Origin of the sequence: Streptomyces sp. NPDC020983 (assembly GCF_044333485.1) — a bacterium.
Lineage (GTDB): Bacteria > Actinomycetota > Actinomycetes > Streptomycetales > Streptomycetaceae > Actinacidiphila.
The window spans coordinates 110,616-130,019 of the sequence record NZ_JBIRRA010000006.1 but is presented as its reverse complement, the minus strand read 5'-3'; the positions used below and the strand labels follow the sequence as shown (position 1 = coordinate 130,019).

The 19,404-nt window shown below is 72.7% G+C and carries 32 protein-coding genes; 2 read left to right on the top strand and 30 right to left on the bottom strand.

All coding sequences use genetic code 11. The annotated features are described in order from the left end of the window. The first annotated feature begins 71 nt into the window (after positions 1-71). Positions 72-527 (top strand): hypothetical protein, encoded by a 456-nt coding sequence (locus tag ACH4SE_RS15000; protein ID WP_398543806.1) that lies wholly within the window; start codon positions 72-74, stop codon positions 525-527. Positions 528-558: 31 nt separating this feature from the next. On the opposite strand, the gene ACH4SE_RS14995 is transcribed toward ACH4SE_RS15000, so the two are convergent. The 21 genes from ACH4SE_RS14995 to ACH4SE_RS14895 all read right to left on the bottom strand — a co-directional run bounded on the left by ACH4SE_RS14995 (position 559) and on the right by ACH4SE_RS14895 (position 15,641). Next, positions 559-4,128, bottom strand: coding sequence for a hypothetical protein (locus ACH4SE_RS14995; protein WP_398543805.1), 3,570 nt, complete (start codon positions 4,126-4,128; stop codon positions 559-561). 135 nt (positions 4,129-4,263) lie between these two features. Then, a complete protein-coding gene (locus ACH4SE_RS14990; protein WP_398543804.1) occupies positions 4,264-4,764 on the bottom strand; it encodes a hypothetical protein in 501 nt (166 codons plus the stop codon). Then, complete coding sequence (locus ACH4SE_RS14985) at positions 4,764-5,210, bottom strand: phage tail tube protein (RefSeq protein ID WP_398543803.1); 447 nt, start codon at positions 5,208-5,210, stop codon at positions 4,764-4,766. Before ACH4SE_RS14985 ends, ACH4SE_RS14990 begins: the two co-directional genes overlap by 1 nt. 71 nt (positions 5,211-5,281) lie before the next feature. Beyond that, positions 5,282-5,692, bottom strand: a complete 411-nt coding sequence (locus ACH4SE_RS14980) for a minor capsid protein (RefSeq protein WP_398543802.1) — start codon at positions 5,690-5,692, stop codon at positions 5,282-5,284. Further along, on the bottom strand, positions 5,685-6,035 hold the full coding sequence (locus ACH4SE_RS14975) for a hypothetical protein (protein ID WP_398543801.1): 351 nt from the start codon (positions 6,033-6,035) through the stop codon (positions 5,685-5,687). Before ACH4SE_RS14975 ends, ACH4SE_RS14980 begins: the two co-directional genes overlap by 8 nt. Before the next feature lie 9 nt (positions 6,036-6,044). Further along, positions 6,045-6,365 carry a hypothetical protein gene (locus tag ACH4SE_RS14970; RefSeq protein WP_398543800.1) on the bottom strand — a complete coding sequence of 107 codons (321 nt, stop codon included), beginning with the start codon at positions 6,363-6,365 and terminating at the stop codon, positions 6,045-6,047. Beyond that, positions 6,365-6,778, bottom strand: coding sequence for a hypothetical protein (locus ACH4SE_RS14965; RefSeq protein ID WP_398543799.1), 414 nt, complete (start codon positions 6,776-6,778; stop codon positions 6,365-6,367). Before ACH4SE_RS14965 ends, ACH4SE_RS14970 begins: the two co-directional genes overlap by 1 nt. A 16-nt stretch (positions 6,779-6,794) precedes the next feature. Continuing rightward, positions 6,795-7,301, bottom strand: coding sequence for a hypothetical protein (locus tag ACH4SE_RS14960; protein WP_398543798.1), 507 nt, complete (start codon positions 7,299-7,301; stop codon positions 6,795-6,797). Further along, positions 7,301-7,606: a hypothetical protein gene (locus ACH4SE_RS14955; RefSeq protein ID WP_398543797.1), complete on the bottom strand. Its 306-nt coding sequence runs from the start codon at positions 7,604-7,606 to the stop codon at positions 7,301-7,303. Before ACH4SE_RS14955 ends, ACH4SE_RS14960 begins: the two co-directional genes overlap by 1 nt. After that, positions 7,606-7,968 carry a hypothetical protein gene (locus tag ACH4SE_RS14950; RefSeq protein ID WP_398543796.1) on the bottom strand — a complete coding sequence of 121 codons (363 nt, stop codon included), beginning with the start codon at positions 7,966-7,968 and terminating at the stop codon, positions 7,606-7,608. The genes ACH4SE_RS14955 and ACH4SE_RS14950 overlap by 1 nt, the downstream gene beginning before the upstream one ends. A gap of 12 nt (positions 7,969-7,980) precedes the next feature. Next, positions 7,981-8,844, bottom strand: a complete 864-nt coding sequence (locus ACH4SE_RS14945; RefSeq protein WP_398543795.1) for a P22 coat protein - protein 5 domain protein — start codon at positions 8,842-8,844, stop codon at positions 7,981-7,983. Between the two features lie 27 nt (positions 8,845-8,871). Continuing rightward, a complete protein-coding gene (locus ACH4SE_RS14940) occupies positions 8,872-9,564 on the bottom strand; it encodes a hypothetical protein (protein WP_398543794.1) in 693 nt (230 codons plus the stop codon). A gap of 55 nt (positions 9,565-9,619) precedes the next feature. Further along, on the bottom strand, positions 9,620-10,759 hold the full coding sequence (locus ACH4SE_RS14935; protein WP_398543793.1) for a phage minor capsid protein: 1,140 nt from the start codon (positions 10,757-10,759) through the stop codon (positions 9,620-9,622). Between the two features lie 11 nt (positions 10,760-10,770). Further along, on the bottom strand, positions 10,771-12,348 hold the full coding sequence (locus tag ACH4SE_RS14930) for a phage portal protein (RefSeq protein ID WP_398543792.1): 1,578 nt from the start codon (positions 12,346-12,348) through the stop codon (positions 10,771-10,773). Further along, positions 12,329-12,526 (bottom strand): hypothetical protein, encoded by a 198-nt coding sequence (locus tag ACH4SE_RS14925; RefSeq protein ID WP_398543791.1) that lies wholly within the window; start codon positions 12,524-12,526, stop codon positions 12,329-12,331. The genes ACH4SE_RS14930 and ACH4SE_RS14925 overlap by 20 nt, the downstream gene beginning before the upstream one ends. Before the next feature lie 19 nt (positions 12,527-12,545). Then, positions 12,546-13,790 carry a PBSX family phage terminase large subunit gene (locus ACH4SE_RS14920; RefSeq protein ID WP_398543790.1) on the bottom strand — a complete coding sequence of 415 codons (1,245 nt, stop codon included), beginning with the start codon at positions 13,788-13,790 and terminating at the stop codon, positions 12,546-12,548. 2 nt (positions 13,791-13,792) lie between these two features. Further along, entirely contained in the window at positions 13,793-14,305 is a 513-nt protein-coding gene (locus ACH4SE_RS14915) for a hypothetical protein (protein WP_398543789.1), read from the bottom strand. A 15-nt stretch (positions 14,306-14,320) separates the two neighbouring features. Next, complete coding sequence (locus ACH4SE_RS14910; RefSeq protein WP_398543788.1) at positions 14,321-14,539, bottom strand: hypothetical protein; 219 nt, start codon at positions 14,537-14,539, stop codon at positions 14,321-14,323. After that, positions 14,536-14,703: a hypothetical protein gene (locus ACH4SE_RS14905; RefSeq protein ID WP_398543787.1), complete on the bottom strand. Its 168-nt coding sequence runs from the start codon at positions 14,701-14,703 to the stop codon at positions 14,536-14,538. Before ACH4SE_RS14905 ends, ACH4SE_RS14910 begins: the two co-directional genes overlap by 4 nt. 165 nt (positions 14,704-14,868) lie before the next feature. Continuing rightward, entirely contained in the window at positions 14,869-15,135 is a 267-nt protein-coding gene (locus ACH4SE_RS14900) for a hypothetical protein (protein WP_398543786.1), read from the bottom strand. A gap of 68 nt (positions 15,136-15,203) precedes the next feature. Continuing rightward, on the bottom strand, positions 15,204-15,641 hold the full coding sequence (locus tag ACH4SE_RS14895; RefSeq protein ID WP_398543785.1) for a hypothetical protein: 438 nt from the start codon (positions 15,639-15,641) through the stop codon (positions 15,204-15,206). An 86-nt stretch (positions 15,642-15,727) separates the two neighbouring features. Here ACH4SE_RS14895 and ACH4SE_RS14890 point away from each other — a divergent pair, with 86 nt between their 5' ends. After that, positions 15,728-15,940 (top strand): hypothetical protein, encoded by a 213-nt coding sequence (locus ACH4SE_RS14890; RefSeq protein ID WP_398543784.1) that lies wholly within the window; start codon positions 15,728-15,730, stop codon positions 15,938-15,940. Here the strand turns inward: ACH4SE_RS14890 and ACH4SE_RS14885 are convergent. The 9 genes from ACH4SE_RS14885 to ACH4SE_RS14845 are packed head-to-tail and all read right to left on the bottom strand — an operon-like array spanning position 15,904 to position 19,207. Next, a complete protein-coding gene (locus ACH4SE_RS14885) occupies positions 15,904-16,704 on the bottom strand; it encodes a hypothetical protein (RefSeq protein WP_398543783.1) in 801 nt (266 codons plus the stop codon). The two genes, ACH4SE_RS14890 and ACH4SE_RS14885, sit on opposite strands and share 37 nt — an antisense overlap. Then, positions 16,701-17,423, bottom strand: a complete 723-nt coding sequence (locus tag ACH4SE_RS14880; RefSeq protein WP_398543782.1) for a hypothetical protein — start codon at positions 17,421-17,423, stop codon at positions 16,701-16,703. Before ACH4SE_RS14880 ends, ACH4SE_RS14885 begins: the two co-directional genes overlap by 4 nt. Further along, positions 17,420-17,575: a hypothetical protein gene (locus ACH4SE_RS14875; protein ID WP_398543781.1), complete on the bottom strand. Its 156-nt coding sequence runs from the start codon at positions 17,573-17,575 to the stop codon at positions 17,420-17,422. The genes ACH4SE_RS14880 and ACH4SE_RS14875 overlap by 4 nt, the downstream gene beginning before the upstream one ends. Further along, the gene (locus tag ACH4SE_RS14870; protein ID WP_398543780.1) at positions 17,572-17,781 is read right to left on the bottom strand and encodes a hypothetical protein; all 210 of its coding nucleotides are present in this window, start codon (positions 17,779-17,781) and stop codon (positions 17,572-17,574) included. Before ACH4SE_RS14870 ends, ACH4SE_RS14875 begins: the two co-directional genes overlap by 4 nt. Continuing rightward, the gene (locus ACH4SE_RS14865; RefSeq protein WP_398543779.1) at positions 17,778-18,017 is read right to left on the bottom strand and encodes a response regulator transcription factor; all 240 of its coding nucleotides are present in this window, start codon (positions 18,015-18,017) and stop codon (positions 17,778-17,780) included. Before ACH4SE_RS14865 ends, ACH4SE_RS14870 begins: the two co-directional genes overlap by 4 nt. Further along, a complete protein-coding gene (locus ACH4SE_RS14860) occupies positions 18,014-18,274 on the bottom strand; it encodes a response regulator transcription factor (protein ID WP_398543778.1) in 261 nt (86 codons plus the stop codon). The genes ACH4SE_RS14865 and ACH4SE_RS14860 overlap by 4 nt, the downstream gene beginning before the upstream one ends. Then, positions 18,271-18,564, bottom strand: a complete 294-nt coding sequence (locus tag ACH4SE_RS14855; RefSeq protein WP_398543777.1) for a hypothetical protein — start codon at positions 18,562-18,564, stop codon at positions 18,271-18,273. The genes ACH4SE_RS14860 and ACH4SE_RS14855 overlap by 4 nt, the downstream gene beginning before the upstream one ends. Further along, positions 18,561-18,890 carry a hypothetical protein gene (locus ACH4SE_RS14850; protein ID WP_398543776.1) on the bottom strand — a complete coding sequence of 110 codons (330 nt, stop codon included), beginning with the start codon at positions 18,888-18,890 and terminating at the stop codon, positions 18,561-18,563. Before ACH4SE_RS14850 ends, ACH4SE_RS14855 begins: the two co-directional genes overlap by 4 nt. After that, entirely contained in the window at positions 18,887-19,207 is a 321-nt protein-coding gene (locus ACH4SE_RS14845) for a hypothetical protein (protein WP_398543775.1), read from the bottom strand. The genes ACH4SE_RS14850 and ACH4SE_RS14845 overlap by 4 nt, the downstream gene beginning before the upstream one ends. Positions 19,208-19,404: the final 197 nt, after the last annotated feature.

Here is a 19,404-nt window from a genome sequence, read left to right as displayed (position 1 = left end):
CCGGGAAACGGGCATCGGGCGGCGTGTCACGCCGCTACGGTGTGGCCGACCACATCCGACCTGGGGGGAACATGCGCATACGTACCGTCGCCGTCGCGCTCGCCGCGGCCGCCACCATCACGCTCACCGGCTGCTCGTCCGGCAGTAGCAGCAACGACGACACGGCAGACGAGCCGAGCGGCACCACGGCGCCTGCGGCCACCACGGCGGCAGTCTCCGACAGCAGCGACGGCAGCCTCGCCGCAGCCGTCACCGCGTACAGCGACGCCTACTTCAAGCCCGACGCAGCCGCGGCCCTGGCGCTGCTCTCCGCCCGCTGCCGAGCACAGGTGACCGCCGAGGCGTACCGGGCCGAACTGGACCAGGCCACGGCCACCTACGGCCACCAGCGGGTGAAGGCGGTCACGGTGGACCGCCTGTCCGGTGACATGGCGCTGGTGTCATACACGTACGACGTGCCCGCGCTTGACCAGCACGGCCAGCCGTGGGCACGCGAGCACGGCGCCTGGCACTACGACGCCTGCTGACCGGTGCGCCCCCGGCCGACAGCCGGGGGCGTCACCCGAACACGCGCTGCACGGATCCGGACCCGCCGCCACCGTCCCGCTGCACAATCGTCCGAATCAGGCGCTTGACCTCATCCGGGCCCGAGACCTCGATACGGATGGTCTGCACACCGGCAGCGCCGCCGCCGGCCGGGCCCGCCCCGGCCCCGGCGAGCGCCCCGGCCCTGGGCCCGGCGCCGAGCGGCAGCGCCATACCACCGCTGATCGCGGACAGCTTGCGTGCGAGCGGCGCCTCGCCGTCCGAGATGCCGTCGACCAGACCGCCCATGATCAGGCGCCCGGCCGGCCGCAGCAGCACCGCGTCCTTCGACGGCGGCCCCTTGTGGAGCGGGATCAGGCTGGTGACATGGCTCAGCGTGCTCGTCAGGGAGCCGATCTCCGACGTGATACCGGAGATCAGACCGCCCATGAGCGACTTGCCTGCCTTGATGAGCAGGCCCGACAGGTCACCGAGCGCACGGACCGCCCGCCCGGGGAGGTCGCCGATCCACGACACGACGGCCGCGAGACCCACCCTGGTGGCGTTGATCATCCGATTGGTGGCGTCGACCATCACCGCGGCCACCTGTCGGGGCAGCGCGGCGATGGCAGCGAGCACCTTGCCCGGCAGCCCCGTGAACCAGCTGACGATAGAGCGGATCAGGTCCGGGATGATGCTGTGACCCACGAGCACGTCGTACAGCCAGGTGAAGAGCCGCACGACCTCCTTGACCAGCCACGACACCCAGCCTGCCACCGTGCCGACCGCGGACTGCAACCCGCCGAGAGCCTTGACCAGCCCGGTGAGGACCGGCACGACCACACCGGTGATGACGTCCGTCGCAAAGATCAGCAGTAGCGTCGTGAGCTGCGCCAGCGGCGGGATCAGCGGCAGGATCGCAGGCAGCAACTGCGAGATGAACATGATCGTCATCGTGGCGAGTTGCGGCAGCAGCGGCGCCACCGCCTGCAAGATCTGCCCGAAGCTCTTGCCGAGCTGGATCAGCACCGGCGTGAGCACGGGGATCAGCGGCGTGAGCTGCGTCAGCAGGTCGAGGAAAACCGAAAGGTACTGGTCCACGAGGTCTTGCACGACCACGGACAGCCCCTTGACCACCGGCTTGAGCGCGGTCCCGAGGGCCACCGCGATCTGCTTGATGGGCCCCGCCAGGTCCGTGAAGATCCCGGTGAGCAGGTCGAGGACCGGCACCAGGATCGGAAGGAGCTGCGCGATCAGGTCCCCCGCCACACCGATCAGCGGGCTGAGCGCGATCACCAGTTTGCCCACGGCCTGCGCCGCACTGAGTAGCACCGGGCCGAGCGCCTTGATGATCGGCGACAGCGCGGCGCCGAGCGCCTGGATCAGCACCTGCGCGGGCGGGCCCAACTCGGCCAGCACCGGGGCGAGGGCGCCGAGCGCCTGCGCGACCAGCGGCCCCAGCGTCTCGCCGAGCGTCTTCATCGTGCCGAACAGGGCGCCGAGTGCGGCCTGCACACCGGGCGATGCGAACGCCGTTTTCATGGCGCCCGTGATGTCCTGGAGGATCCCCAGCCACGACCCGCCGGCCGAGTCCGCGGCCTTGAACACCGAGCCGAGGATCGACCCGACGTTCTTGAGCACGTCGCCGATCTGGCCGATGACCTTGGCGGCCTGGTCGATCGCCGCCGTCATGCCGCCGCTGTTGAAGGACTTCGTAAGCCGGTCCGCGAGGGAGTCCGCGTGGCCGGCGAGATCCTTCGTGAGCCTCTGGAAAAGCGGCGCGCCGGCGGCGGCTACCTGCCCGAAAGCGGTGACGACCTGGCCCGGAATGCGGGTCATGTTGCGGAGCCCCGCGTTGGCGCCGTCCAGCGCCTGCCCGAGGATGCCCGACTTGCCGAGCCCCCGCGCCGCGGCGAACACGCCCTTCGCCATGCCGTTCAGGGCGCCCGCGGTGCCATCCAGGCCGCGCCGCAGGATCGGCAGATCCGTGGCCGCCGTCGCCGCGAGCGCACCGGACAGCCCAGCGAACAGGCGCTGCTGCAGGTCGAGGCGCATGGCGTCCCACGCCGGCTTCAGCGCGATCACCTCGCGCACGAAGCTGCGGGCGTTCGGCGCCAGCTTGGCCATGGCCTGCGCGAACTTGTCCACCCCGCCGGCCCCACCGCCGCCGGCCGCGCCCGCGTTGGCGAGCGCTTCCTGCGCCTGCCGGATCTGGTCGAGGCCCTGTTGCGCCGTGCGCTGCTGCTGCTCCTGCGCGTTGGACAGAGCGAGGGTCTTGTCCGCGACCGCCTGCACGGCCTGCGCCTCGGCGTCCTTGGCGCTCTTGACGCCCTTGCTTCCCTCCACGCCCGCCTTGTTCGCCGCGGCGGTGTCGACTGACAGGCGCTGCACCTGGAGCTGCTGCTCCCGTAGCGCCTGCTGCGCCTTGTCGTAGGCGAGCTGCGCCCGGCTGATCTCCTCGGGGTTGCCGAAGAGCTTGGCCTGCGCGAGCGCGGCGGCCGCGTCCTCGACCGAGTTCTTCGCGTCCTCCTCGGCGTACTGCGCGTCGACGAGGCTGTTGTTCATGTCCTGGAGGTCGCGGGTTGCCTGCTGGCGGGCGTCGTTGACGGCCTGCTGTGCGGCCAGGGCGGCGTGCTGCGCGGCGGTCAGGTCCCGCTCGGCGGCCGCGGTCTGCTGCGCCGCCTGCCGGTTGGCGTAGGCCGCGTTGCTGGTGGCACGAGCGAGGTTGCGCTGCGCGTCGGCCACCTGGTTGGTCGCCTTGGCCGCGCCGCCGACCGCGGGGGCGAAAGCGGCCTTGAGCGCGCCGCCGATCCCCGACGTGCCGAGCTTGACCGCACCCACCGCGGACGCGAGCGCGAGCACCGCCGTCGCCCCGGCAGCCGCCGCGGGCGCGATGGACTCCAGCGTGCCGATCATGGCCGCGATCAGCGGGACCGCGGCACCCACGGCAGCAGCCGACGACGCCACGCTCATCAGCGCGGACGACCCGGCGGCGCCCACGGACGTGAACAGCCCGCCGAGGCTGCCGAAGATCCGCGCGAGCATGCTGACCTGCGACGTGTCCGTGTGGACGTCGATCGTCGGGTCGAGCCGCCCGACCGCGGTAGCCGCAGCCGTGACCCCGGCGAGCGCGGCCGTAGCCGTCCCCGTCGAGGCGTGCACCGTGACCGTGGGGTCAGCGGCGGCCACGGCGCCCGCGGCCGCGAGGGTGGCGTCCAGGGCGGTGACGGCGTGGTCCACCTGCGCCTGCACCGTCACGTCCGGGTGCGTCCCGGACAGCACGGCGAGGCGGGCCCGCAGCGCCTCGATGTCCCGCTGCGCCTCGGCCTGGTCGATGTCGACGCCGATGGTCAGCGATGACATGACCTCCAGGCGCTGCCGCAGGGCGTGCACCTCGCGGTCCGCCGGGCTGGTATCGGCGTCGATGACGACCTCGGGCAGTTCCGACACGGCCTCTTCGAGACCGCGGTGGATCTGCTCGCCGGTGCTGATCGCGGTGGCGCCGAGGTGGCGCATGCCCGCCTCGGCACCGGCGAGGCCCATGACCATGCCGCGGTCGTTGAGATCCACCGTGGCGACGAGCTCGCCCACGCTGAGTGCCATGGCGGACCCCCTACGAGTGGAGTGCCGCCCTGGTCAGAGCGGGATCGTCGATGATCGAGATCTCGTCGCGGGCTACCTGCCGCCACACGGACTCGCCGGACAGGCCAGCGAGCAGCACGCCGAAGCGGCGCCGCGTCAGGCGCCCGATGTCCGCCGGGCCGAGGCGGTACTCCCGCTGGAAGTCCGCCTCGATGTAGCCCCAGTGCTGGAGGACGGCGATTTCGTAGCGGCTCGGCGCGCGGCCCGATTCGGCTGCGCGGATGGCGCTTTTCCCTCAGCCTCGGCGGCCACGACTCGCTCGTACGCCTCGCGGAACGACAGGGGCTGACCAGTACCGTTGGCGACGCCCCACGCGAGGACGACCTTGAACTCTCGCGAACCCATGTCGTTGGCGATCCACTGGTCGAGGACACCCTCGCCGAATACCAAGGCGACCAGCTCGCGCACGTCCTCGTCGGCCGTGGAGTCCCGCAGTTCGTTGACGCGCTGCTGGAACCCCAGCGGCAGGTCGTTGGGCACGCGTACGGTGACGCGGCGGATGACCTCCGTGGCCCCTGCGTCCGCGTTGACCTCGGCCCAGAACGCATCCCACGACGACGTGTCGACCGTCTCGGCGGCCGCCTTACGTGCCGCCATCAGGACTTCGCCGCGGTCGTGCTGGCGCCGGACCGGGTGATGGTCACACCCCAGCTGACCTTGTCGTTGCTGCCGCCGCCCTCGTCGTCCAGCTCGGCCGTGGCCGTCCAGACCTCCCACGTGGTGTCACCGGGCGCGGCGAAGCGGAAGCTGCGCAGGCTGTCGTCGCTCTTGTCGTCGGCCCACGCCTCCACGATGGCCTGCCCGGCGTCCAGGGCCCCGGTGTCCGGGTCCATCAGCCGGAACCCGCCGAGCTTCATGCTCTTGCCGCGCGACATGATCTGCTGCTCGTCGTCACCGTTGCTGGCGAAGGTGGTGGTGTCGGCGTTGTTGCTGGACCGGCTCTTGGTGAAGGTGTTGATGCCGCCGATCGCCACCCACGTGCCGGGGGTGTCGGACTCGACCTCGAACTCGCAGTCGCGAGCGTCGTACTTCTGGGCGGACATGGCGGGCCCTCCTCGGGCATGCAGGGATGGCCCGCCGGCCGGTCGGCCGCGGGCGGATGGTGGTCAGGGGGTCAGGCGGGGCGGTGCGCGCTCGGCGCGTACACCTCGAGCGAGAAGTTCACGACGTACTCGAGGCGGCCGAGGTCGTCCTGCCCCATCGAGCCGGGCGACTGGTTGGCCACGGCGAGGATGAGGCGGGTGCCGTCCGGCAGGTCGACGGGGCCGAGGCCGTGCAGGGCGCCGTACAGCGCCTGCGCGCGGGTGCGCGCCTGTGCGCGGTCGGTCGCGGGCGCACGCACGCGCACTTGGAGCGACGGGGAGTCGTACGGCAGCTTGCTGTCCACCGGGGCGCCGCCGTACACGGTCAGCGTCACCGCGGCGTCCGGGCTGGCGGGCGTGAGGTCGAAGAAGACGTCACCGGGGTAGGTGACGAGGCCCTGCGCGGCGAGGTAGCGAGCGATGCCGTCGTGGAGGTCAGCCACGGGCCCACAGCCTGATCGGCACGGCCATCAGCGCGAGCATAGCTGTGCGCTCGTCCAGCACGGACGACTCCAGGTACTTCGCTCGGCGGCCGGGCAGGTGCTGCCAGTCCAGCTCTTCGTGCTGTCTGACCGCATACACCGTGTCGTAGGAGATCGCGCCGTTCAGGCCCTCCACGGTGACCTTGCCGGACCGTTCGAGGGTGCCCTCACGGAGCGGCACGCGCTGGTTGCTAACGCCGAGGCCGTGCTCCAGCGCGCGCGCCAGTCCCTCGGACGCGGCCTGACGCCCGCGCTCCGTCCACAGGCGGCGGCCCTCCCACCGCACCTCAGCACGCATCGGCATGACGGCCTCCTACACGAGCAGCAGTTCGAGGTGGTCGGGTGTTGGCAGCCCGCGGGTGGTCGCGGGCCACGGCTGCATGACGGTCGTGACACGCCCGTCCGACAACGTGACACGGCTGAGCGCTGGGGCGTCCGGGCCGAGTCGGGCGTACAGCACGGCGGCTGACATAACCTGCGTGCCGTCCGTGCCACGCGCCGCCTTGGCCTTGTTCTCCACGTAGCACTCCACGGTCACCGGGGCGGCGAAGGTGGGGCCGTCCGGCCCCTCCCCCTGCCACGCCTCGATGGTCGCCGTGTCCCTGCGGATCAGCCACCGGGGGATGGTGCCCATCAGGAGATCACCAGGCCGATCGTCAGCACGTCCGGGGTGAGGTCGGGGGAGCGGAGCACGTCCCACACCTCGGACGCGATCTGCCGCGCCGGGCTGGCCTCCGCGCTCACGTTGGTGACGGAGCGCGACAGGTTGACGGAGCCGATCTGCACGCTGCCCCAGCCCGCGCCCATCGCCCCGGTGGAGTCGCCGAGCTCGTCCCACCACGCGGCCTGCGCGCAGCACGCGTCCTTGAACGCCTGCTGCACGAGCGGGTTGGTGGGCAGGCCGTCGCCGTCCGCCTGGTACCAGCACAGCCGGAACACGGCGCTGTCGAGCATGCGCGACGCCTTGGCGAGCAGCGCGGCGGCGTTGTCCGGCGCGGCCGTCCCGGTGTAGGCGGCGAGGTCGTCCGTTGTGGCGTAAGTCGGCACGGCCGCCCACCTCCCGTCAGGCGCTCGCGCCGATGAGGATCACGTCGTACGTGATTGCCGTACCCGCGCCGGAGTTGGCGACCTGGAGCAGGTCCCCGGTCCCGGCGGTCACCGGGTACGCGGTCGCGGCCGGCGCGAACAGGGCGAGGATCCCGCCCGGGCGCACCTTGATCTTGTCCGTGGCGTCCGCGAACGGGCCCACGAACGCGTTCGAGACGGCACCGCCGATCACGACGTCGTTGACGTTGCCGGGCGCGGCGTAGACGATCAGGCCCTTCACGCGGGCGAACGTCAGCGTGGCGCCGATGGCGTCGACCAGCGACCCGGCGAGGTCCAGCGTCTCGCTGGCGCTGGCGGCGAGGGTGCGGGTGTCGGAGAAGATCAGGTCCGCCTGCCCGGCGGCGGTGCCGGACGCGAGGGTGAGCGCCTTGGCGTAGTCGATCGGCGCCCGCACGCTGGTCAGATCCTTGTTGCTGACCTGCACCGCGTTCAGGGTGACGGCCAGCCGTGTGGTGAGCGACATCAGGCGTCACCCTTCCCGTACCGGTCGATGAGGTCCGCCTTGGTCATCGCCGCGGCGTCGTCCGGGGTGGCGCCGTTGGTGACGGCCCAGCCCACCCACTCGTCCTTCGACGCGGACTGCGCCGGCCGGGACGTGATCGCTGTCGGCCCGCCGTCCTCGCTGTCGCCGGTGTACGGCGACCCGTCCTCGTTCACGCGGCGCAGCTCGCCGCGCGTGAGGCGCTTCTCGATGCCCTCGCCGAGGGGGTGCGACATGGCGATGACCATGCCGCCCTCCCCCCGGACGTAGATCAGGTCGGCGGCCATCAGTGCCGCGGCACCTTGAACGCGGTCATGGTCATGGCGACGGAGGTCTCCACGATCAGGGACCCGTCCGACTGGAGGAACCGGCCGGACTCGATCGGGCCGATCCACTGCGTGCCGGAGTTGGCCACGGTGACCACGAGGTTGCCCTGCCCGGCGGCGAGCGCCGGGGGGTACGTGCCCGCGAGCAGGGTGGCCGTGCCGGAACCGCCCGAGGCGTTCGACAGGCGGATGAGCGTCAGCTCGGGGGCGGCCTTGGCGACCTGCCCACCGTTGCCGGCGCCGGACGACACGGAGGTGCCGGCCGGGTCGGACAGGTTGCTGTTGGTGCTGAGGGTGCTGTATGCGACAGCGGTGCGTGCCATGGTGGCTGCTCCTTACGCGGGGTCGATGAAGGCGCAGGCCATGAAGTCCGGGCGCACCAGCTTGGCGCCGTAGAGCATGAGGCCCTTGACGGCGTCCGAGAAGCTGGACTCCGGCCGGTACGCCTCGGTCTTGTTGATCTGCTCGGCGAGGCTGATCGCGGCGTTGGTGCCCGCGATGATCACCTGGGTGTCGCTGGCCGGGTTCGGGGTGTTGTTCGACTCCACGATGTTGAAGCCGGCCGCCCGGCCCACGAAGCCGTTGAGGCGCGCGGAGCCGCCGTCGCCGGACTCGTTCGCCTTGATGAAGCGGGGGTCCAGCAGCAGCGACGCGGTGAACTCGGGGCTGACGACGACGAACCGGCCCTCGGTGGGCACGTTGGCCTTGGCCAGGCGCGTGCGCAGCGGAACGAGCACCTTGTCGTAGGCGTCGGTGACGGTGGTGTGCGTGTCGATCGGCGAGCCGGTCGAGCCGAGGACGTTGGCCGAGACGATGCCGGTGTACAGGCCCGCGAGGTACTGGTCCTGCGTGTCGGCGAGCTTGTACGCGGCGCGGGTCATGGCCTCGGGCATGACGTTGCCGGCGGCCTGGCGGGCGTCCACGTCGTCGACCTTGAACGCGAAGTACTTCGCCTGGTCCACGGTCAGGGTCCGCTGCGCGTCGGTCAGCTCTTCCGGGCTGATGACGGTGCTGTTCGGCACGTAGTCGCCGATGGTCGGGTCACCGATGCTGGTGATGCGCACGGTGTCGCCGGCCTGCGAGATCTCACCCTCGTAGTCGCGGTTGACCATGCCGGGGCCGCCGTAGACGAGGGCCTTGCGCGTGGCGACCAGGAGCCGGGCGCTCCAGATCTCGGGGCGGAATCGAGTGATGGCCACGGGTGGCCCTCCGTTCGGTGGTTGGGGTTACCCGCCGAGGAGGTTGCGAAGGAGCCCGTCGTCTTGGGCCTTCACGATCTGCTCGGGGGTCATGGTGGCGAGGTCGGCCTCGGTGAGCTGCCTCGGTGCGCCGGGGTTGCCGCCGTCGAGGTCGGCGGGGCCCGCGGGGGGTCCGGCCGGCGCGGTGGGGGTGGCGGCGAGCGACGCGTTCGCGGCGACAGCGGCCCTCGCGGCAGCCACGACGGCGGCCGTGTCGGACGGGTCGATGCCCTTGGCCGACTCCAGGAAGCTCACGGAGTCGCGCAGCGCGGCGGGGTTGGCGCCGTGCTCGCTGGCGGTCTCGTACAGGGCGGCGCGCAGCGCGTTCTGCCGGGCGGTCTCCTGCGCGGCGGACAAGCTCGCCTGGAGCTGCGCCGGGTCGGGGGTGCCCTGCGGGGTGATACCGAGGGCCTGCGCGATGCCCTGCAACACGGTCTGCTGCTGCTGTTCGGCGGCGGTCGCCCGCGTGCGGTGGCCGGCGGCCTCCTGGCGGGTGTTGTGGATGAGCGTCTGTGCCCAGTCGGGGAGGCTCGCGACGTCCTGCGGCTGGCCCGCTGGGGGCTGCGCCGGGGGAGTGGCGGGCGGTGCCGGTACGGGCGCGGGTACGACCGGGGCCGGCGGGGTGGGGTCGCCTGCGGGCGCCGGTGCGGCGGGGGCGGGCGGCGGGGTGGGTGTGGACATGACGGGGCCCTCCTGGAGCCGTGTCGGGTGCCGGCCGCGCCTGGCGGCCAGCGGGTTACCGCGCGCTGGTGATCTGCTCGCGCGCTGGTTGGCGGTGCAGCCCGGTGCCCGCGATGTGCTGGCGGATGCGGGCCTGGTACTGGCGGACGCGGGCGTTGGCCGCCCTGCGGTCCGTGTCGGTGAGGGCAGCGGCGGCGCGGCGTTTCCACGCGCGCACCTGGCGCTCGTAGTACCGCTGCCGCTGCGTGTCCTCGTACGTCGCACCTTGCGGGTGCGGCGGGCTCTGGGGGCGCCGGGTGACGCCCGGCAGGTAGACACTCAAGCTGTGGCGGCAGTTCGGGTGCATCAGGCCGGCTGCGCGCGCCTCGGGCAGCGATCCGGCGACGTGCACGGCGACCGTCTCGGGCGGCCGCAGCAGGGTGCCGGGGTCGTCCGCGCGCGGCAGGCGCAGCGTGTGCGGGCCGGACTGGCCGTTGATGGCCAGCACCTCCCCTTCCCAGGGGCGGCACAGCGGGCACTCTAGGGGCGCGTCGGAGACGATCACGAGCTGCTGGCCGAGGGCTTGCAGCTGCTCCACGTGCCCGGTGATCGCGGCGCGGGCGGTGACGGACCGTACGGCCATCTCGGCGTAGGCGGCCATCTCCCACCGGCGCCCGCGCACGTCCGTGAACGACGTGACGCCGCGGGCAGCGAACTGGCCGAGGACGCGGCCAGCGGCCTGCCTGCGGGTCAGCACGCCGAGCAGCGGTGTGGCGGCCACGCGGGCGACCACGGACCGGTAGATGTCCAGGGGCTCGCGGAGGATGCGGCCCCACGTCGGGCCCTGCTCGTGCACGGCGGCGCGGGCGAGGCGGTCGGCGGCGGATGCGCCGGGAAGGTGCCGGGCGACGTAGTGCCGGTGGCCTTCGGCGAGCGCGCCGAGCTCGGCGACGGCGGATTGCCCGCCGCGCCGGTACGCCTCCTCCACCGCGCGGCTGATCGCGCCCGAAGCGTCGCGCTGGAGTGCGGTGGTCACGTCCTCCAGGGCCCGGCGCAGGTCCCCGATCGCGTGCAGCTTGGCCTGCGCCCACGACGGGCTGTCGATGCCCTCCGCGAGCGCCTGCGCGACGATGCGCAGCAGAGCGTCCTCGGCGTCCTCGTACAGCACCGCAACGGCGCGGGCGAGGTCGATCGTGTCCGCGGGGGAGACGGGCATGGGGCCTCCGCTCAGGCCGCGGCCGGGTCACCGCCGGGCGGCAGCAGGTCGTGCCCGCCGGCGCCGTGCATGGTCGGGTCGGAGAGCGGCCCGAGCTGCTGCTCGGTGGTGATCCGCGCGACCTCGGCCTGCACCTGCTCGTCCGGCCACTCGGGGTGGACGAGGCGGACGAGGGTGTCTGTGCTGGCGGCCTGTGCGGTGCGCAGCAGGTTGGCGGTGGTGGCGATGGTCTGCGGGTCCTCGGACACGCTGTCGGCGAACTCCACGGCCACGCCGGGCTGCACGCCACTGCCGTACACCACCTTGTCGATGGCGAGCAGGGTCTCTACGTGGTCCACGAGCGCCGGCCGCCAGTACACGACCTTGGTGTCCCGGGTGGTGAAGCTCTGCCGGTTGCGGGCCACGACCTCGGTGGCGGTCATCGCCACGTCACCCTTGGAGCCGAACGACGCCGCGGAGTATCCGGCGCTGCTGACGATCTGCTCGAACAGGGCCTCGCACGTGTCCCGGTGCTCGGTCACGCGGATGGCGAACTGCACCACGTCGAACTGCTTCCCGGTGTCACCCGGGCGCGGCAGCATGTCGAGGCCGGTCCAGATCTCCCGCTCGGCCTCCCACGACACGCCCTTGCCGGCGCCGTTGGAGGTGAGCATGGAGTTCGGGACGATGACGCGCCCGCGGCCGTTGCGGAGGTCACGCATCCACGACGACCACGACTCGTCCAGCGAGTCCATCAGGGGCTCTACGCCCGCGTAGTCGCTGCGGCCGAGGCGTGCGGCGGCGGGGATGCCCTTCCACAGCCGGTTGGGGCGGATGTTGGGGACGTACGTGGCGGTGAGCTGCTTGATGCCGGTGGGGATGCCCCCGGCGGCGTTCACGCGGGCAGCGAGCGGCGCGGTGGCCGGCTGGTCGTCCAGTGGTACGGCCCGGCCAAGCTTGTCCCGGTCGCCCTTGTACAGCCCGTGCATGATCCAGCCGGGTTCGTGGCGCTCCAGGTGCCGCCACACCGTGCTGCCGTCCGAGGCGACGACGCGCCAGAACGTCACCGCGTTCAGGCGGCCCCACTGCCACTCCGGGACGGCCATGTCGGCGGGCACCGCGTCGGACCACGGCGCCGGGTACAGGTCGCGGTCCCAGCACACGCGCAGGTACACGCCGCCGCCGGCCGCGGCCTGCTCGGCGGCCTCCATGAGCGTGGCGTGGAGGTCGTCTCCGGCAAGCTCATCGAGGCGGGCCTGCGTGGTGGTGTCGTCGCTGCGCAGCTTGGGCGGCTCGGAGAACAGCAGCGAGGCGGAGGTGCGGGCGATGTCCGCGGCGAGGGGCACGTGCAGTTTGGTGCGCTGCTCGCCGGCGGCCGGGGGCTTGCCCCAGAACCAGCGGCTCACGGCGTTGACGACACGCCGGCCGATGCCGCCCTGCTGCGAGGCGTAGAACCCGGTGCCGCCGGGGTCGGTGCCGTAGCGGCCGCCGTAGACGGAGGAGAGTACGTCGGCGTCGCCGCAGTACCAGGCGTCCCACTCGGTGAGCTTGGCGTAGACGGGGGCGAGCTGCTGGGGCGGCCAGGGCTGGTCACTGGTGGGCAGCGGCATCCGGCACCCCCTCGGCGTTGGCCTCGAACCGGTCGGCGGCTTGGCGCAGCACCTCGGCGAGTGCGTGGTCGAGGCGGGGGATGCCTTCGGCGGAGGTGATGACGATGTGGCCGAGGTCGATGGGGTCGCCGCTGTCGCCCACGGTGAGGCGTACGGGGATGTTGGCGGTCCACGCCACGGCGCACCTCCGGCGGGTGTCAGGCCGCGGTGGCGGCGAGGGGTACGTGCGGGCGCCACAGGGCCTCGGTGGTGCGGATCGCGTAGCGCGTCGCATCGAGGGAGTGGTCCTCGGCCTTGACGGGCTTGTCCTCGCCTGCCTCGGCGGCCTTGTCGTCCCATGCGTACGCGGGGAACTCGTTGATCAGCCCGTGGCAGGACTTGTGGACCTTGAACCGGTCAGCGGACAGCAGCGACGACACGGTGCGGATGCCGTCCATGACGGCGTTGTCCGCGCCGTACGGGGTCACCCCGTCGCGGTGTAGCTGCTCGATCATCGACGCGGCAGAGGGGTCTACGACAACGTACTCAGGTCGGACGTGGAGGCCGTCCAGCCAGCCCCGGACCTCGCGGCTGTACTCGGCGTCGGTCATCTGCCGGCGCGTGATGCGCGCCTCATGGCGCCACTCGGACGCGGCGTAGAGCACACCGTCTGAGCCGAGGCCGAGCAGGACCGCGGCGAACGGGTTGAGGGTGCCGTAGTCGATGCCTGCGGCCAGCCAGCGGTGCATGGGCGGCAGCTCGGCGACAACGTGCCGGTCGGGCTCCCACATGTCGTAGACGACGCCTTCGGCGAGGCACCACTCGCCAAGGATGAAGCGGCGGTACCACAGGCCGACGTACTCGGCCTTGAGCGCGGCCACGTAGGCGGGCTCAAGGGAGGGGTTGTCGTCGAGGGTGAAGTGCCAGGTGCCGAGGTTGAGCTGCCCGGCGCGCAGGAGGAACTTCTTCCGGAGCCAGTGCGCGGGCCCGTCCGGGTTGGTCGTGGCCAGCAGCCGCGCCCCGGGCACGCTGAGGCGCGCAAGGAGCTGGTTGAAGAACCCCTCGGGGAGCAGTGTGGCCTCGTCCACGTAGGCGAGGTACACGGTCGCGCCTCGGATGCGGCCCTCAGCGCGTGCGTCGCTGGCGCCGATGAGGTGCACGGTCCGACCGAGGATCACGGCCGTGGTCGCACCGCGGGTGTGGACGACCAGCCCGGCGAGCGGCCCGAACAGCGCCCGATCCTGGAGCGGGTCCAGGATGTTCCGCTCGATGGTCTGGAGCGACCGCCCGCAGATGATGATGAGGCCGGACGAGGGGGCGCCGGCCACGGCGATCAGGAACGCGATCAGCGAGGCGATCGTCTTGCCCGACCGCACGGCGCCGGACCAGACCGACAGGCGGTGCCGTTCGGACTCGGCGATGCTGCGGATCTGTTTGCGGGACAGCGGCAGGGTGTCGAGCATGCTTACCCCCCGCTGTCGGCCTCCTGCTCGGCGATGCGGCGGATGCCGGCGGCGAGGTTGGTGAGCATCGACACGGCGTCGGTCACGTCCGCGCCGCCGCTGTGGTCGTGGCGGTCGAGGGCGAGGTGCTTGTCGACGACGATGCCGACCGCGGTGTAGGCGCTGCGGACGTCGCCGAGCGGGGGTAGTTCGAGGGTGACGGTTTCGGCGCCTTGCGCGGTGCCTACGACGACGGTGTACTCCTCCCACGCGCGGGCGCGGAGGCGGGCGGCGTCGTCGAGGAGGTCGGCGGCCAGGGCGGCGCGGCGGGCCCGGCTGTCCGCTTCTACGGCGCGCGTCGCCTTTTGCGTCTGCGACCGGTCGAACGTGGTCGCATCGCCGGTGGTCTTGGCGAGCTTGGTGACGGTGGCTGCGCCTACGCCGTGCTTGCGGGCGATGGCGTTGCGGGACAGCTTCCCGGCGCGGATGTCGGTGAGGATGGCGGCCCGCTTGGTGTCGTCGAGTGGTCGCGGCACACGAGCTCACCTCCCCTACGTGGGCGTGCTCGGGGTCTCTACGGCGGTGGCGGCGTGCAGCATGCCGAGGCGTTCGGTCCAGCCTTGGCCGTCGCTGTGCACGAGGCTCAGGCGTTCGGCGCCGTCCTGTTGGATGACGCGGAGCAGGACGACGGCGGACGCCACGAGTTCGCCCTCGTCGATGGTGGCGGTGACGCCGAGACTGTCGAGCAGGTCCCCGATGGGGGCGCTCAACTGCGTTCGATGGAGACGAGTGAGCTGGTCTGGATGGCGTAGACGGCCTGGTTGTCCTCGTCCTTGAAGATCGTCAGGGAGCCGTCCTCCTTGAAGTAGGAGGCGGTGACGGTCTTTTGGTACGGGATGCTGGTGGCGCCGGTGTGGGTGACGATGAAGGCCATGGTGGTGTCCTGACGGTGGTGGTGGGCATGGCGAACGCCCCGCGGCGTTGGCCTGCGGGGCGTTCGGTGGCGACCGTCTTGAGCCGCCTTGGCGGGTGTCGCAGCTTCGTGCGACAGGCGGTCGTCCGTTCAGGTTCCGGGCACGCCGGAAGCGGCACCAGTAGATCACGGATTGGTAACGGCGCGCAACTGCGGCTGTGGGCGGGCCTCGCCGCGGTAGGTGCAGCCGGTGATGACGGGGTCGGTGCCTTCGGGTACGTCGCCGTAGTCGTGGGCGCGGCGGTAGGCGTTGGCGGCGTGGTGGACGGCGGCGCGGATGACGTCGGATGCGCGGGCGCCGTTGGCCATGAGCACGGCGAGGTCGGCACGGAAGTCGGCGGTGAGGTGGACGGGGACGTTCTTGCGGTCGGGTGGGATGCTGTTCGCTGCCATGCTGGTGCTCCGGTCGTGGTGAGGCCCGCACGGCGGTTGCGTCGCCGTGCGGGCCGGTCGGCGGTGGGTCAGTGGCCGAGGTGGTACGCGCAGGCGGCGAGCGGGCCGGCGGTGGCGTAGCGGCTGCCGATGATGGGGTTGGGGCACGGCACGTCCGGCGCGTCGCCGAGCACGCAATTCGTCGCGACGACGGCGCTGCTGTACTGGGCGGCGTAGGTGTCCGCGCTCGGGCGGTCGTTGAAGTAGGTCGCGCTGCGGCCGATCAGCACGGTGAAGGGGTAGTGGCGCCCGTCCTCGTCACTGGCGTCCTCCTCGTCGTCCCGCTCCACCTCGGCGGGCAACGCCGAGAGTCGCGTGATCGTCCAGCCGCGCGACTCGGCCTCGGCACGGTCGAGGCGGGTGCAGTTGTCGCACGCGTCCAGGCTGAGGGAGCCCTCGCGGGTCAGGGTGTGGGTGGCGGCCTGACGGCAGTTCCAGCAGGCGCGGAAGGTGGCGGTGGCGTTCATGTTCGTTCTCCCTGCTCCGGGGTGGTTGACCACCTCCAATATGACAGACGCTTGCCGGGTGGTCAACCACCTGTCAGAATCTCTTCATGGCGAACCAGCACAAGCACCCCGTCCGCGGACTGCGCGGCATCCCCACGGACCTGTGGGACGAGTTCGAGCAGGCCACCGGCCGCGCCGGCACCGACCGCTCCGCGGCCCTGCGCGCGTACATGGAGTGGTACGCGGGCCGGCCGGGCGCTGAGTTGCCCGACCGGCCGCCGGCTCAGGCGGCGGACCGTGCAGCGGACAGCGCGCCGTAGAGCTGGACGAGGTCGCGGCCGTGCCACGTGCGGCGGGCGCGGTCGTCGTACGGTGCGGGCGCCGTGCACATCGGGCCGCTGCCGCACGTGATGGTCGCCGCCATCGGGTCGCCAGACGTGGTACGGGCCGTCAGCTCGCCTCCGCACCACGGGCACAGGTCGGCGAGGACCGTGGTACGCCCGTCGCGGCCCAACGCGCGGGCGAGGGTGGTGTGCGCCTGCGCGGTGACACGCTCGGCGTGGTCGCGTAGCACGCCCCGTACGACGCCGTGGAGGTCGGTGGGCTCGGTCTGGTCGAGGCGGTCCTCGATCCAGCAGGCGGCCCAGTGCAGGCCGAGGGCGCGGGATCCGGCGGTGGCGATGGGGGCGCGGCGGTCGAGGTGGCGGAGTCCGGCGTAGTGCCAGCGGTCGGGGTCGTCGCGGCCCACGGTGGTGCTCTGGTGGGCGGCGGCGATGCGGTCGGCGAGGTCGAACAGGTCGGCCTCGATCGACAGTGCGGCGTCGAGGGCGTCGAGGTTGGCGGGTGCGGGGTGCTGGCGGAGGACGAGGGGCAGCCGGCCGATGCGGGGTCGGTCGGCCGGGTCGCCAGGGTCGATGTACCCGCGACCGTGGCGGGGCGGCCACTCGGTGGTGTCGTCACCGTCGAGGCTGTGGCGGAGTTCGCGCGGGGGCCACTCGGGCGCCGGGGGGCGGGCGATGGCGGTGAGGAGGTCGCCCCACTGCTCGCGGATGTCGCGGAGCTGCTGCACGGCGGTGTCGGTCACGACGGGCTCCCGGGGGTGCGGAACGCGCGGCGGATGGCGGCGGTGAGGGCGGTGTCGTCCAGCTCGATGCTGATCACCAGCGGGCGGGGCTCCGGTCCGACTGTGCCGGGGCAGCCGTACGCCTCGGCGTCGATGACGTACGGGAAGCGCGTATACCGGTGCGCGGGGTGGGGGCCGACTTCGCCGCAGGGGCGCCGCAGGTAGCGGGTCCAGTCCGGCCCGGCGGGCTCCGCCTCGGTGGCGGGCTGCGCGCTGCGGATCATGTCGGCGGTGAGGCGCTGGCCGGGCCGGGGCGGCGTGCTGCTGTCGTCGTCCGGCAGGTCGGTCCGCTGCCCGGCAACGGCCTGGTGTGCGGCGCACTTCCACCAGTCGCGCTGCGCCCGCACGCGGGTGATGGCGGCCTCGGCCGCCTCGGCGCGCTCGTTGGCGCGGCGGAGGTCGGCAGCGCAGATGTCGAGGTCGTGCGTGCCGAACCGGCGGGCGTCGGCGTCGGCGAGTGCCGTCACGGCGTCGGCGAGCAGGTCGCGTTCGGCGGGGAGCAGGCGGCCGTCCCGCAGGCGGCTGAGGAGGTGCAGCAGCCGGGTGCGGTCCCGCTGCGTGTCGGCGGCGGGGGAGGGCTCGGCGCCGGGGCAGCGGAAGACGCGGCCCCACACCTCGAAGTCGTGCGGGCCGTGCTGGTCGTCGCGGCGGCAGGGACTGGCGGGCGGCTGGTCGGTCACTTGCCCTCCTCGGGCTGTGGTGCGGGCTCGGGTTCGTCGTCGTCGGCGCCGCCGGGGAACCAGCCCCGGCTGTCTGCGGCGAGGTGCCCGGTCGGCACCGCGGCGAGCAGGGCGACCAGCGTCACGAACAGGGCGTCGGCGAGGGCGGTCACGCGCGGCTCCCGCAGAGGGCGCAGGGCGCGTCGGTCTCCTCCAGGTCGAGGCACACCACGCAGGCCGTGTCCACGTCGTCGACGAAGGTGGCGCCGGTGATGTCGGTGCCGCAGAGGGCGGTGTCGGGGTCGCAGGGGCAGTAGATGTGGTCGAGGTCGCAGCCGGTGCTGGTGGTGGCGGGCGTGGGCGCGGTCGCGGTCGTCATGAGGTGCGCTCCCGGGGCGTCAGCGTGGGGGCCAGGGTCACCAGGCGGTGTGCCAGGGCCAGGGCGACCAGGTGGGTGGTGTTGCGGGCGCCGAGGCGCTGCGCGGCGTCGTCGCGGTGGTTCTTGACGGTGCCGGGGCTGATGCAGAGGCGGGCGGCGGCCTGCTGGTAGGTGTCGCCGTGGGCGAGGCGGGTGACGACGCGGGTCTGTGCGGGGGACAGCAGCGGGCGGCTCACTTCGGCACCGCCGGGGTGGGCGGCGCGGGCAGGGCAACCCCGGCGGGGATGAGCCGGTACCCGATGGCGAGCGCGATCAGCTCGGATGTGGTGCGGGCGCCGACGTGCTTCATGGCGCGCCGCCGGTAGGACTTGACCGTGTCGGGGGTGATGTACAGCTGTGCGGCGATGGCGGCGTACCGGTGGCCCTGCGCCATGAGGACGACGATGCGCTCCTCGGCGGGTGCGAGGTACGGGGCGGTTTTGGTGGCGGTCACAGAAGCCCCCTGAGGGCGTCGAGGGCGGGCCCGCACTGGCCGGTAAGGCACACGGTCTCGCCGTAGGCGTGGAGGTGGGAGTGGTGGCCGGCGGCGGCGAGCTCCCGGGCGACCTGCCGGGCGGCGTTGGGGCCGTGGTGGGCGGTCGCGGGGGGCAGCTCGGGCACGAACGGGTCGGGGTCCGGGGTGGTGCGGAGGGCGGCGGCCAGGGCGGCGGATCCGGCTGCCGCGTGGTCGGCGGCGGGGCCGAGGGCGGCCAGGGCGTGGCGCATGGCGGCGAGCGTCGTCACGACCCACCGTCCGCGGTCTGGTCGAGGTTGTCGGCGTACCGGTGGAGCGCCTTGGTCACGGTGTCCCTGCCGCCGCAGTAGGCGACGCGGGAGCGGTCGCCCCGCTTGCGCATGTCGTTGCCGATCTCCCGCGTCCGGGTCTCCTGCGCGTCGGCCAGCTCACGGGCGTGATCGGCCAGTAGTTCGCGGGCGTCCTCCAGCGCTTCGGCGGGCGTCAGGGCGGGGCTGGCGAGGATGGCGTCGCGCAGGCGCCGCAGCGTCGGCGACAGGGCGTCGTCCGGCTGCGTGGTGTCGGCGGTCGTGTCGATCGACTCGGCGGTGCTCACGACTGACCTCCGGCGAGCTTCCGCAGGGATGCGAGCGCGGCGCGGTCGTCGTCGCCGAACTCGGTGCCGCGGGCGCGCATCTCGTCCTCGGCCAGCTCCAGCGCGAACAGCAGGTACGACCGCTCGCCGTCCGACAGCACCGGCGCCGGGGCGGGCTGCGGCGCGTAACGGTCGGCCACGTACCGCAGCAGGTTCGCCACGGCCTCGGGCTGCATGTTCGAGGCGATGTCGACCGGGCCCTCGTTGGGCACGGTCAGGATCAGCCGGTGCGTCTTGAGCGACGCGACGGCGATCGAGTCGGGGGCGGGCTCGCTCACGCCTGCTCACCGCCCGCCGGGGCCTTGAACCCGCCACGGACGACCGCGCGCCGGACCGCGGTGGCCTCGTGCACCCAGTAGTCCCGATCGGCCTGCTCCGCCTGCACCTGCACGGCAGGAAGTCCCCGCCGTGCAGGTGCCGGCCGAAGCGGTTGTACAGCCACTCCGGCAGCGTGTCGGCGGCGGCCGGGGTGTCG